The organism is Streptomyces sp. NPDC057445, from assembly GCF_042802855.1.
In the GTDB taxonomy this organism is placed as follows: domain Bacteria; phylum Actinomycetota; class Actinomycetes; order Streptomycetales; family Streptomycetaceae; genus Streptomyces.
Genome location: NZ_JBHVDH010000013.1, coordinates 101,628 through 114,683 on the forward strand (window position 1 = coordinate 101,628; position 13,056 = coordinate 114,683).

The 13,056-nt window shown below is 70.9% G+C and carries 9 protein-coding genes; all 9 read right to left on the reverse strand.

From position 1 onward, the window contains the following. Nucleotides 1-258 precede the first annotated feature (258 nt). The 9 genes from ACFU5O_RS25030 to ACFU5O_RS25070 all read right to left on the reverse strand — a co-directional run bounded on the left by ACFU5O_RS25030 (nt 259) and on the right by ACFU5O_RS25070 (nt 13,032). Nucleotides 259-942 (reverse strand): formyltransferase family protein, encoded by a 684-nt coding sequence (locus ACFU5O_RS25030; protein WP_384244016.1) that lies wholly within the window; start codon nt 940-942, stop codon nt 259-261. Further along, nucleotides 939-4,127 carry an amino acid adenylation domain-containing protein gene (locus ACFU5O_RS25035; RefSeq protein ID WP_384244017.1) on the reverse strand — a complete coding sequence of 1,063 codons (3,189 nt, stop codon included), beginning with the start codon at nt 4,125-4,127 and terminating at the stop codon, nt 939-941. The genes ACFU5O_RS25030 and ACFU5O_RS25035 overlap by 4 nt, the downstream gene beginning before the upstream one ends. Before the next feature lie 2 nt (nt 4,128-4,129). Next, nucleotides 4,130-5,164, reverse strand: a complete 1,035-nt coding sequence (locus tag ACFU5O_RS25040) for an NAD-dependent epimerase/dehydratase family protein (protein WP_384244018.1) — start codon at nt 5,162-5,164, stop codon at nt 4,130-4,132. Continuing rightward, the gene (locus ACFU5O_RS25045) at nt 5,161-7,122 is read right to left on the reverse strand and encodes a fatty acid CoA ligase family protein (RefSeq protein WP_384244019.1); all 1,962 of its coding nucleotides are present in this window, start codon (nt 7,120-7,122) and stop codon (nt 5,161-5,163) included. The genes ACFU5O_RS25040 and ACFU5O_RS25045 overlap by 4 nt, the downstream gene beginning before the upstream one ends. Next, complete coding sequence (locus ACFU5O_RS25050) at nt 7,122-8,069, reverse strand: hypothetical protein (protein ID WP_384244020.1); 948 nt, start codon at nt 8,067-8,069, stop codon at nt 7,122-7,124. Before ACFU5O_RS25050 ends, ACFU5O_RS25045 begins: the two co-directional genes overlap by 1 nt. Nucleotide 8,070: 1 nt before the next feature. Further along, nucleotides 8,071-9,069 (reverse strand): 3-oxoacyl-ACP synthase III family protein, encoded by a 999-nt coding sequence (locus ACFU5O_RS25055; protein ID WP_384244021.1) that lies wholly within the window; start codon nt 9,067-9,069, stop codon nt 8,071-8,073. Nucleotides 9,070-9,805: 736 nt separating this feature from the next. Next, the gene (locus ACFU5O_RS25060) at nt 9,806-10,504 is read right to left on the reverse strand and encodes a 1,4-alpha-glucan branching protein (RefSeq protein WP_384244022.1); all 699 of its coding nucleotides are present in this window, start codon (nt 10,502-10,504) and stop codon (nt 9,806-9,808) included. A gap of 97 nt (nt 10,505-10,601) precedes the next feature. Further along, complete coding sequence (locus tag ACFU5O_RS25065; protein ID WP_384244024.1) at nt 10,602-11,999, reverse strand: MATE family efflux transporter; 1,398 nt, start codon at nt 11,997-11,999, stop codon at nt 10,602-10,604. 4 nt (nt 12,000-12,003) lie between these two features. Further along, nucleotides 12,004-13,032, reverse strand: coding sequence for a cysteine synthase family protein (locus ACFU5O_RS25070; RefSeq protein ID WP_384244025.1), 1,029 nt, complete (start codon nt 13,030-13,032; stop codon nt 12,004-12,006). Nucleotides 13,033-13,056: the final 24 nt, after the last annotated feature.

The window sequence follows — 13,056 nt, forward strand, 5'->3', positions numbered from 1 at the left end:
GCGGCAGTCCGGTCACGCCGCGTCCTGGCGCTCCGCGCGTGGAGCGGCGGAAGGCGATCGGGGCCGGGTGGCGTGCGCGGCTGCGCGTGGACGGCTCCGATGTACGCGGCGGGCGACCTGGATCGCTGCCCGTTACGTGGGTGCGGCGCCGATGAGGCGCGTGATCGGATCGCGACGAACGCCTGACGGCCGACAGTCCGGGTCAGGCGCCGGGCGGTCGCCCGAGCCGCTCCTGCGCGGGCCGGGTGACCGCCCGTTTCATCGCAGGGCTGCGGCGAGTTCCGGGAGGTAGTCCGCCAGGAACCCCAGACTCGTGGCCCGGGCGAAGTCCGGGTGGTCGCGATGCTGAGGCAGGCGGGCCAGTGCCTTGAGGCCGAAGTAGCCGCCGGGGCCGGCCGGGGTGGGGCGGGTGGGCTCCCCGGCCCAGGCGGGGTCGGCTGCCACGAGAGGCACACAGCGCTCGAAGAGCCGGTGGCAGGTTCCCAGTCCGCGGCGCAGCACCATATGAAAAGGCTCGTCCGGGCCAATGGGATAGCGGTCTGCGGCCAGAGTGGGGCCGGTGTCGATTCCCTCGTCCACCTGGTGGAGCGTCGCGGCGAACTCCCGCTCGCCGTTCAGCATCGCGTAGACCAGAGCCACCTCCGGCAGCCCCCGGTAGGCGGGCAGCGGACCGTGGTGGATGTTCAGGACGCGCAGTCCGCTGGTCAGCACCGGCGCGCGGAATATCATCCGGTTGTTGAGCGACCAGACGACGCCGTCGGTGCTGGCGGCAACCAGCTCCGCGGCCACGGAGTTGACGTCCGTGACGGCACGGAAGGGGACATCGGGCCGCGGGGTCTGCGCCCCGGGGGAAGGGCCGCAGACCAGGTCCACCGGCAGGTTGCTGTCGAGCGTGTGCTGCACGGCGCGCCAGAGGAGCGCCCCCTCCCCGACGAAGATCACGATGTGCTCCGCAGCACCTCGACGGCCCCGACGACCCGGCCGAGCGTCAGTTTCCCGCTCACGGAACCGAGTTGGGTCAGGAACTGCTGCTCCGCGTTACGCCCCAGCAGCTCGTCGCCCAGTGCGGACAGCATCTCCAGGACGGCGAGCGAGTCGCCGCCCAGAGCGTGGAAGTCGGACGAGGGACCGAGGTCCGTGGCCTCGCACCGCAGGATGCGCGCCCAGATCCCGGCCGTCACCTCCGCGACACCAGGGACCGGATCGTCCCCGGACCCGGGGGACCGTGGTCCTGCGGCGGGCGTCTGCGGGACGGCCGCCGGCCCTGAGTCGGTCGGTGTCTCCGGGACGGCCGGCGGCTCCGGCCGAGCGGCTGCCTCGGCCAACGGATTCGGCAGCGCGTTGCGGTCGGTCTTGCCGCTGGCCGTCTCCGGAAGTGCGCCGACCGCCCGCACCACCGTGGGCAGCAGGTGCGGCGGCAACGTTCGCGCGAGTTCCGCGCGTACGGCTGTCTCGTCGAGGGGTGACGCCGCACTCCCGGCAGGCACCACGAAGGCGCACAGGGCCTGCGCCCCCGTGTCGTGCCTGCGCCGGGCGACCACCGCTGCCTGCGCGATGTGCGGCAGAGCGGTGAGCGCCGCTTCGACCTCGCCCGGCTCGACCCGGTGACCGCGGATCTTCACCTGGGAGTCGATCCGGCCGGCGTACTCGAGCTGTCCGTCGGGCAGGCGGAGCACCAGATCGCCCGTGCGGTAGGCGCGGCGGCCGTCCGGGAGGTAGACGAAACGGTCGGCCGTCAGGTCCGGGCGACCGAGGTAGCCGCGGGCCAGTTGGACGCCGGTCACATGGAGTTCGCCCGACTCGCCGTCCGGGACCTCGTGCCCTCGCTCGTCCAGTACGGCCACGGACGTGCGGTGCACCGGCACTCCGATCGGTGTGGACGATCGCTCGTTGCCCTCGTCGACGACGGCGACGGTGCAGGCGACCGTAGCCTCGGTGGGCCCGTAGACATTCACGAACAGACAGTCGGACCCGAACGAGGCGCGCGCCCGGCTGCTGCTGGTCGTGGTGAGGTTCTCGCCGCCGACCTGGAGAGCGCGGATGCCCGTGGCGCGTATGCCGAGGCGATCGGCGAGATCGAGGTGGGTCGGCGTCAGCCCGAGGGTGTTGGCCTGCCGGCCGGAGAACATCTCGCGCAGCTTGACGTGGTCGAGCTCGCCGGGCACCGGCACGACCGCACCGCCGTGCAGCAGCGGAGGGAAGATCTGCATGACCGAGAGGTCGAAGCCGGGGGAGAAGGAGTACGCGGCCCGGGTCTCCTCGTCGCAGCGCATGAAGGGGGATATCCATCCGACGACGTTGACCAGGCTCCGGTGCTCGATCTGCACGCCCTTGGGCTTGCCGGTGGAACCGGACGTGTAGATGACGTACGCGAGATCGTCCGGGCGGGGAGCGGCTGCCGTGAGGGCCGCCCGGCGCCGTCCGTCGATGGTGGCGCCGTCGCCCGCGACGTCCTCGAGGAGGATCGCCGTGGCTCCGCCTTCCGCCGCGGCGGCAGAGGCGGTCTCTGCGAGACAGAAGCGGGCCTGTGCGTCGTGCAGCAACTCCCCGACCCGGCGCGCCGGATTGCGTACGTCGACGGGCAGGAAGGCCGCCCCCGCTTTGAGGACGCCCCAGACTCCGGCCAGCCCCGGTGCCGAACGGTCCGCCAGGACACCGACGACCTCACCGGGCCCGACACCGCGCGCGAGCAGTTCGGCCGCGACCGCGTCGGAGCGACGGTCCAGATCCGCGTACGACCACCGCACGTTGTCGCCGATCACGGCAGGTGCGTCCGGACGGCGGGCGACCTGCGCCCGGAACAACTGCACCACAGTCGTGTCCAGCGAAGGGAGCCCGCCCGGACCGGGTGCGAGCAGCAACTCGGCTGCGCCGGGCACCCGCGGCGGTGGTGCGGGCCGCGCGTACGGAGCCTGCGCGGCTGTACCCAGAGCGGACTCGACGCGGTCCAGCAGCGCCTCGCAGCGCTCGCCGACGTCCGCCGCCCCACGGGCGGAGACCACGAGCTCGATGTGCTCGGGCAGTTCGAGCAGCGCGATGCTGACCGGCACCAGCGGCGCATGCACCGGCAGCGCGTACACGGTCGTCGCGGTGAACTCCCCGGCGCTGAAATCCGCCGGAGCCAGTCGGCCGGCGTTCGACACGATGGCTGACGCCAGATACCGGTGCCGTGCCGACGTGGCGGCTCGTGAGGCGCCGACCAGCGCCGCTGCCGCGGGCAACGGGAGGCGGGCCAGGGCCGCTTCCGCGCCGGCCGCCAGTTCATGCCGGGAGGCCAGCGCGCCGAGCAACCGCCGGTGGACGGCGTCCGCGTGCTCCCCGGCCCGGATGTCGAGGAACACCGGCAGCGTCAGGTTGGCCGTCGACGACACGCCGGGGGCGTGACGCCGCAGATCCACCGGCACCATGACCCGGGCTTCCGCGCCCGGTACGGCTCCGGCAACAGCGGCCGCCACCTTCGCGGCCAGCGCCGAGTGCCGGCCCGCGACCGTACGCCGCCGCCACACCGAGCCGCTCCCCGGCCGTCCGCCCAGCGGCGAGCGCTGGTCGAGCCCGAGGCGGGGCCGCCGGCCGCTACGGCCCACCGTGTCCAGCAACGCGTAGTCGGCCAACGGGTCCGGGGCGCCGTGCAGCGGTTCGCCGCGCAGCGCGCGGAACACGTCGGTGGCCCACATCGACATGCCCTTGAGGTCCATCACGGCGTGGGAGGCCCGGAAGACCACGGTGCCTGGTCCGCCGGTGAGCAGCAGCACTTCGCAGCCCGGGCGGCCCTCCGCATCGGCCAGCGGGCCGGTGAGCTCCGTCGGCCCCGTCAGCGTCCTGCGGTCGAGGTCCCCTCCTTCGGCGACCACGACCCGGGCCGGCCGCCCGCTGTCGACCCACATCCTGCCGCGACGCACCAGCCGCGAGCCGGGGCACGATGCAGAGGCCGCGGCCACGGCACGGCTGAGGGCCACGGCGTCGATGGTGCCGGTGCCCTCGACCACGAGCTGGAGCACCAGTAGTTCACCCAGCCGGGTGGCGGCCAGATAGGACCACTCGGTCGCGGAGACGGGCCGGCGGAAGGCGCTCCCGGCACGAGGACCGCTCCCGGCACCGCTTCCCGTGGCGGCATGCTGCGCGGTCATGACTACTGCACCTTCCTGATGAACTCGTGGACGCCGCCGATGCTGTCGATCCAGGCCTCCAGCCGGGCCATCCCCGCGTCGTGGTCGACCGTCGGCGGAGTCAGGTCCCGCCGCGCCGCCGATGTGTCGTACGTCGCGGAACGGGTCAGCAGGGCCAGCGTGTACCGGGAGAGCGGTGGCGAGGAGTGCCTGGCCAGCGGCGGCAGTTTCCAGACCATGTCCGCGGTGAAGGCGAGCGCCCGCAGCAGGCCGTGGGAGACCTGCCTGGTCGGCGGCCTTCCGCCGAACCGTTCCGCGATGAGGGCGAGCATGCTCCAGATCTCCACCGGCTTCTCGTCGGCGATGAAGTACGCCCGGCCGCCGACACCGTCGGCACGCGCCGCCCGCACACAGGCATCGGCGGCGTTCTCGCAGTAGCACAGCGAGGCGTACACCGGCCTGCCGCCTGAGAGATCGGGCAGACTTCCCGTCATCATCTTGGCGATCAGCCTCGGCATGAAACCGGAATGGTCACGCGGGCCCCACACGGCACGCGGGCGCAGCGCCACGGTGGTGAAGTCCGTGGCGTCGGCGGCCAGGACCAGGCGCTCCGCGGCGGCCTTGGTCTCCGAGTAGAGATTGAGATGGCGCTCGGGGAACGGCTCGCTCTCGTCGATGTCGAGCTGGTCGCCGCCGCGAACGCCCATCAGCGCGCTGGGGCTGCTGATGAACACGAAGCGCCGCGCCCCGGCCTGCCGGGCCGCCCCCATGAGGCGGTCGGTGCCCGCGACGTTCTCGTCCCGGAACTGGGCCCGGGTACCCCTGTCCGTGACCCGGGCCGCGCTGTGGTGCACGACATCGATGCCGTCCATGGCCCGGCGCAGCGATGTGGCGTCACGCAGATCTCCGTACGCGAACTCGACGCCCGGGACGGTGCGCAGATGGCTCAGATCGCTCTCCTCCCGGACGAGGACCCGCACCTCGTCCCCGGCGCGCACACAGGCATCGACGATGTGGCTTCCCAGGAATCCGGACGCACCCGTCACGAGCACCTTCACGCGGCGGCCTCCTTCGGCCTGCCGCTGCGCCGGCGCCACCATGTCGCGCCGAACAGCATCGTGAGCGCGGCCGTCGCCCAGCGCCCGCGCCCGGTGGCGAGTTCCTGCTCCGCGCGCAGCGCGGACGGAATCTGGGCCGCATGGACGACGACGCTCAGGAACGCGTCCACCCACCACAGGACGGTCAGCGCCGTATGGTCCCAGGGCAGCAGTGGCCAAGTCGCGAGATATGCCCACCCGAGCAGCGGAACGGCGCGCAGCGCCCGGTCGGTGGCGGTGGGGCGCCGGCTGCCGGTGAGCCGGTCCTCGGCCCAGCCGGCCAGCAGCTCACGGCGGATCTTGGCGTTGTGACGGACGTCGACGGGGAACCCGGGGTGCGGCAGGAAGTCCTCGATCGCCTTGGTCACGGGGTTGCCCGCGCCCAGTGCGCGCAGCTCGCTCCCGATCCGCGGCCAGTCGCCTCTTTCGGTGCCCGGTACGAGCTCCACGCACAGCACGGGCCGCTGCTCGCCGGGCGGACCGAAGCCCACAAGCGCTGTGCGCCGCACCCGCGGATGGGTGTTGAAGACGCCTTCGCAGCGCACGGTGTGCAGGTCGCCGCCCGTCGCGCGGACGCGGTGACTCTTGCGTCCGCAGAACCAGATGCGTCCCTCGCCGTCGATCCATCCCACATCGCCGGTGCGGTGCCATCGACGCGCGCCGTCCTGGATCTTGTGCTCGGCGTCGGCCCGAGGCGACCGGAAGTAGCGCGGACTGACCGCAGGACCGCTGACCACGATCTCGCCGATCTCACCGTCGGCCACCGGCAGTTCGGGCTTCCACAGGGGAAGCGGCCCGTCGCCGACCGCGACGGTACGGACCGATGTGCCGGGTGCGGGCCGCCCCACGCACACGCCCAGGCCCTCGGCCGGGCCTTCGGCCGGTCCGGCCAGTGCCTCCCTGCTTTCGACCAGCGCCATCGGCAGCGCCTCGGTCGACCCGTAGGTGCTGAACACACGAGCCTCGCCCGGCAGTACGGCACGCAGCGCGCTCATCAGGTCAGGGCTCACCGGAGCCCCGCCCGAGACGATCATGCGCAGTGACGGCACCTGGGCCCGGGTCCCCGCCAGATGGGCCGAGAGCGGGCCCAGCAGTGCCGGGGAGGCGAACATGGCGTTCACACCGAAGCGTTGGATCGCGTCGGTGAGCAGCGCGGGATCGGCGGCGCCGACCTGGCCCATGTTCATCTTCGGTACCACCACCGTGCGGCCCGCCGCGAGATCGAACACACCCATCAGCGGCATGGTGACCAGGGTGCTGGTCATGTCGGCCGTGAAGTGGCCTGTTTCGACGCCGTACGCCATTCCCCGCAGCATGCCCACGGTGACCTCGACCGGCTTGGCCGGGCCGGTGCTGCCCGTGGTGTAGCCGATCAGCGCGAGGTCGTCCGGCCCGAGCCTCAGCGGAGGCAGCTGTGGCATGTCCGCACCGAGGGCCGTCAGCTGCTCGAGTCCGTTGCCGTTCCCACGCACCTTGACCAGGCTCTTCACCCCGGCGAAGGCACGCGGACGCAGGCGCCGCAGGATGTGCGCGGACGGCACGCCGATGAAGGCGTGGACCCCCACCCGGCGGATGCAGTCCAGCATGCGGCCCAGCCCCATACCGGGGTCCACCACCACCGGGACCGCGCCGATGTGCATCAGCGCGAAGACCAGGGTGAGCAGCTCGGCGCCGGGAGTCACCAGCAGGGCCGTACGAGTCCCGCGGTCGATGCCGTGGGCCCTGAGACCGGCGGCGCATGAAGTGACCCGGGCGGCGAACTCGGCGTAACCGACCGAGGTGTAGGCGCCAGCGCCCGCCGATGCCGACCGGTCGGCCGGATGGATGACGGCTGCCTGGTCGGGCGTACGGACGGCGTGCCTGGCGAGCAGTTCGGCCAGGGACGCGTCCTGGCGCAGTCCGGTCGTGGCGGCGGACATCAGCGGGCAGCTCCCTCGGTGTCGCCGGTCAGACGGTAGAGCGAGGCCGCCGAGCTCAGGCCCGCGCCGACGGCGAGGAAGAGGATCCGGTCATGGCCCGCGAGCCGTCCCGAGTCCTGGGCCTGCCGGAAGCCGTAGGTGAGTGCCGAGGTGTGCGGGTCGCCCTTGAGGCCTTCGACGGTGACGGCCGCATCGGATGCCAGGCCCAGGCGCTTGGAGAGGCGGGACGCGAAGTCCGGGGACGGCTGAGAGGTGATCAGCAGCGTGCGCTCCAGGGCCGTCTGCGCCTCGGCGCCGTCCGCGCCGTACTCGGCCGTCAGGGCGGCGAGCACCGAGTCGACGGCGAGATCGAGCATCCGCTCCAGTACGCCGCCGTCGCGGTCGACGGTGATGGTGCTGCGGCCCTCTGAACCGGCTTCGTGCAACGACAGATACCCGTTGACACCGTGGGCGCCGGGCAGCGACCGGTGGTGTACCCGGCCGAAGCCCCGGGCGTCGTCGCTGCGTTCCAGCAGCAGCGCCGCGCCCGTGCTCGCGTACGGGAACCCGGCGGTGCCCGCCCTGGCCGGATCCATCGAGGGGTGGGTGTCGGCCGAGACCACGAGCACCCGGCGGGCGCTGCCGGTTGCCAGCAGCGAACCGCCGGCCTGGACGGCGTTGAGCACGCCGCAGGCGCCGTTCATCAGGTCGAAGGAGAACGCGGCATGCCTGTCGGTGGCATGAAGGTAGTCCAGGTTGATGCCGATGCGCTTCTGGATGAGTGCGGCGACGGACGGCTCGGAGACGTTGGAGTCACGGTAGACACCGACGTTGATCAGAACGTCGACGTCCGAGGGTGTGAGGCCCGCCTGTCGGAGACAGGCACTGCCGGCGGATGCCGCGTACCCGATCGCGCTGCCGGCCTCATCGGCCGGGCTGAGCGCGGTGGAGGTGATGACGGTGGCCATGTCATACCTCCAGGGAGGAGACGGTCGCGGACAGGAAGCCGGTCACCACGCCCGAGGCGGCGGGCACCAGGAGGATCTTCGATCCCTTGGGTATGCGGCGTTCCATGAGTGCCTGGTGCAGGACCAGGTAGTGGGATGTGGTCGCGGTGTTGGCGAACTTCTCGACGACCGAGAGCGACTGGGGCATCGGCGTCCCGAAGATGCTCTCGCCCACGTGGTTCATGAAGTCGATGAAGCGGCTGCCGACCTGGTGCTGGACGATGAAGTCGTACCCTTCGTCGGCGAACCGGCGGCTGTCGTCGGCGAGTTTGTCGCGGTGGAAGGTCGGCCACAAGGAGAGGCGGTCCTCGGCGTGCATCTCTTTGTTGTTGGTGTACATGGCCAGATCGCCGGTCTCGTCACTGGGCATGCCGAGGCACAGATGCGAGTACTCCGAGCAGGTCATCAGCTCGATGTCGTGAATGACATCGGCGTCGTCGGTGGCGCGGTCGACGATCACGGCGACGGCGGAGTCACCGACGGAGAGGGAGGCGAACTGGGGGCCCCGGCTGTCCTCCATCTCGCGCGCGGCGGTGAAGGCGATGGGTGTGATGTGCTCCCCGCTGAGCACCAGGCCGTTGCGCACCTCACCCGACCGGATCATCCGGTCCAGCAGATAGACACCCGTCATCATGCCCGCGCAGGCGTTGGACACATCGAAGTGAACGGCGCTGCTCGCGCCGAGTTCCTTGGCGATGCGATGGGCGAACGACGGCTCGAACTGGTGGCGTCGGCCGTCGGTCGTACGACTGATGGAACACGAGATCACGATGTCGATCTCGTCGGCGGTGTAGCGCGAGTGGCCGAGGCAGTCACGGGCCGCCGTGACGGCCATGGTGAGGCAGTCCTCCGGAAGGTCGGCGCTGTCGTCCGCGACACGTCGCTCGGCCATTCCCGTAATTTTGAAGAGGTCGAACTCAGGCGCTTTCTCGATGCGAGTGAGGAGTTCCGGAGTACTCATGACCGCCGAGGGCAGATACGCCCCGATGGACTCTAAGCGACTGTTGTACACAAACCTCTCCCGATGGTTTCTCGTTCACGCGGCGCACTGTCGCGATGAAAGGTGAACAGACGTCAGAGAATCTCTATGCGCGTCGTGTTCTCGTGCGGTGAAGCCATCGATACATTCTGGTTTCACCGTCGGCCGGACATGGTCCGGCGTCATGGAATCCCGGACATCGGTGCGCTGCACGATGACGTTATCGCACCGGTCCCTGGGGTCTCACGCTGCGAGCCTGTGATGATCACCACTCGTCGTCGGCGAGGAGTCGCTGTGCGTGACGGCGAAGATTCGGGGGCCTTCCGTGACGGCGCGATGTCATGGAGATGTGGAGGAGGCGTCACCCCGGAATGCGGCAACTCCCGGGGAGTTGCGGCTCGATATGGCCGAATCGCGATGGAGCTGCAATGCCGGTGCCGCCTTGGCCCTGAGATCGAAGGCGGGAAATCGGCTTCGGGGACACGCGATTGTGCACAATCGGCCTGACGGGCATGGCCGGATTTCGACCGGGCGGTTTTCTTGCTCCGCCTGCCTTTTGGGGACCCGCCGTTGGCGCAGAGGCCACCTGGCTCCCGCTCCGGAGCCGGCCCGGGTGGGACGCTCGCCGGGACGGCGCACCGCCGTCCCGGCGAGCGCCGGGGTCATCACCGGCTTCGACCGGGGCCGGGCCGGCTTCGACCGGGGCCCGGGGCGCGGATCAGGGCGTCGCGTCGCGAAGGACGACGAACAGGCCACGGCTCTCGCCGCCGTCCGGCATACGCCAGCCGGCCGTGACGTGTCCCCGGGCCTCGGTCGTGTCGGTGCGGGGGACCTGTCGGCCCTGTTGGAGGACACGCGTGACCTCGATGGTCGGACGCCCGGCCGACTCGGTGTCCGGCGCGGCATCTGCCTCCGGTTCCACGAAGAGGCGGGTGCCCCGCGGCCCGTCGTCGACGGCCGTCGTCCTGGCCGTGGCCGGGAAGCCGGCTCCGGCGAAGCAGGTGACGACGGAGGGGTCGGGCCTGTCGGTCACGCTCTGTGCCTGCGGCTCGGCGCGGCCCTGGAGCAGCGCGAGCAACTGGGCGACGAGAACAGGGTCGCGCGTCCCGTCGTAGATCCACCGCTTTCCCAGCACCCCGTGGTCGGACGTGCCGACAAGGGCGTGATCGGCCCCGGCGAGCGGTGCCCCGCGGTAACTGAGCGGCACATGGTACGAGACCGGTCGATCGCCCGACTCGTCCGTGACGACCATGAACTCGATCCCCACCTCGCCTTGCGGGTCATCGAGCCGAAACCCGCCGGCCTTGGACAGTTGCGGCTCGCGACCCGAGCCGATGTACCACGGCTGCGCGGGCAGCCAGGATGCGAGAAGCTCCAGCTTGCCGGGCTTCATCGTGGTGTGGTGAATGACAGCCATGCCCCGTGAACGCGCTTTCGTCGGCGGGCGGTTCCCCACCGGTCCTCTCATCGGTGCCGGGCCCTCGTCCCGCGGCCACGACGAGTTCCCAAAGGGACTAGGCCGGCGACGCCGTGGCTTGCCGACTGTCCGTTCGGACGGCCAGGGAGTCGGAGTAGCGCCGAAGAAGGAGTACCGCGGTGGTGGCCAGGCCGGTGAGCAGGCCGAGCCAGATGCCGAGGGTGTCGAGGCCCAGAGGGTAGGCGAGGAGCCAGGAGGCGGGAAGTCCCACGGCCCAGTAGCCGATGAGCGTGATGCGGAAGCCGCTCCCGGTGTCGTCGAGGCCGCGCAGGAGTCCGACGCCGATGTTCTGCGCGCAGTCGAAGAACTGGAGGAAGGCGGTGACGACGAGGAGCTGCGTCGCGATGGCGAGGGCCTGGGCGGAGCCGGAGTCCAGGAACGGGGCCAGGACCAGCCGGGGCAGCGTGAGGTAGGTGATGCCGACGACGGTCATGACGGCAGCGGCGCAGGCGAGTGCGGTGTTCCTGATGCGGCGTGCGCCGTCGGTGCGGCCGAGGGCGAGTTCGCGGCTGACGTTGATGGACGCCGCGTGGGAGAGCCCGACCGCCACCTGGAAGACGATGTAGACGAGCTGGTTGACGGCCGTGTGTGCGGCGAGGGCCGCAGGGCCGAAGGACCCGGCCATCAGCGCGGTGAGGGAGAAGAACCCGGCTTCCGAGCCGTAGGTGGCCGCGATCGGCACACCGAGGCCGACGAGCCGCCTGACGGTGGCCGGGTCGGCCTTGGCGGGGTTCAGGGTGAGCAGCGGGGCCAGTTCGCTGTCCTTCTTCGCCGAGAGGTACAGGGCGAGGAAGGACAGCAGGTAGACGCTGGAGGTGGCGACGCCGATGCCGGTCAGGCCGAGGCGGGGCAGTCCCCACGTGCCGTGGATGAGGACCCAGTTCAGGCCCGCGTTGACGGCTACGGACGCGATGGTGATCTGCAGCAGGGCCTGAGGACGCCGCATGCCGACGGTGAACTGGCGGACGACCTGGAACCAGAGGCACGGCAGCAGGCCGGGAGCCAGCGCGAGCAGCATGGGCCGGGTGCGTTCGACGACGGCGGCGTCCTGTCCGAACCAGGTCAGCGCCTGGCCGATGAGGATCATCAGGACGCCTCCGGCGACGCCGGCGAGCGTGGCGACGGCCACGCTCGCGCGGACGATTCCCCGGACCTCGTCGTGCGCTTCCCCTCCCGTGTCCTCCTTCTCCTTCTCGGCGCGCGCCGCGGCTGCGGCGATCTGATTGCCCACGGAGGTGACCAGGCCGACGCCCATGGTGCGCAGCTGGTTGAAGATGACGATGGCCAGCCCGCCGGCTGCCAGCTCCTGGGTGCCGAGCATGCCCATCATCACGGTGTCCGTCGTGGTCAGGGCGACCTGGGCCAGCTGGGTGAGGACGAGCGGGACGGCGAGTACCGCCAGTGCGCGGCTGTCGCGGAGAAGGGTGGTGAGCATGGGGTCATCCGTTCCTGCGGAGCTTGTCGAGGAGTTCGTCCATTTCCCGCTCGGCCTCGGGGCTGAGGAGGCCACGGGCCCGCATCCAGTCGTCGTCGAAGACGGTGTCCATGTACTTCTCCCCGCCGTCGTTGACGAGGGCGACCATGGTCGTGCCGGGGGGAAGCGTGGGCAGCCGGGTCAGGGCCTCGTGCACGACGCCGCCTGCGGAGCCGCCGATGAGCAGGCCGGTGCGGGCGACGGCGCGGCAGGTCGCGAACGCCTCGATGTCGCCGACCTTGACCCCTTCGTCGATGAGGTCGAAGTCGACGAGCGCACCGATCTCGGCTCCCTCGGGCGTGCCGGTACCCGACTGGTAGTAGTCGTGGGCGGGGCCGCCGAACGCGATCGATCCCTTGGGCTCGACCCCGATGGTCGAGAAGCCCGACAGGAGCTTACGCAGTTCGCGTGCGGTGCCGCACAGGGCTCCGCCGGTGCCGACCGCGCCGATGAGGACGTCGATCCGGCCGTCGAGCGCCTCGTTGAGTTCGTGGGCGACGGGGAAGTAGCCCACGCCGTTGCTGGGGTTGTTGTGCTGCTCGGTGAAGATCGTGTTGTCCTGGCCGCGGGCCATGGCCTCGGCGAGCTCTTCGCGGGCGGCCGTGGCGAGTTCGTCCGTGCCGTCGTCGACGACATGGACGAGCTCGGTCCCCAGAGCCTTCATCCCGCGCAGCTTGTCGCTGCAGGCGTGGTTGTCGACGACGGCGGTGAAGGTGTAGCCCCGTTCGGCGGCGATGACGGCGAGTCCGAGCCCGGTGTTGCCGGACGTGGACTCGATGATGCGGCCGCCGGGCCGCAGCTCGCCCCGCTGTTCGGCATCAACGATCATCTGGCGGGCCATGCGGATCTTGGCCGTGCCGGTGGGATTGAACATCTCCAGTTTCAGCAGCAGACGGCTGCCGGTCTCGGTGCCGGCGAGTTCCAGCAGAGGGGTGTAGCCGATGAGGTCGGACACGCGGGAGACCACGGCGGGGCGCTGAAGTGCTCCGGGCATCGAATGCTCCTGTGAGGGGTCGGT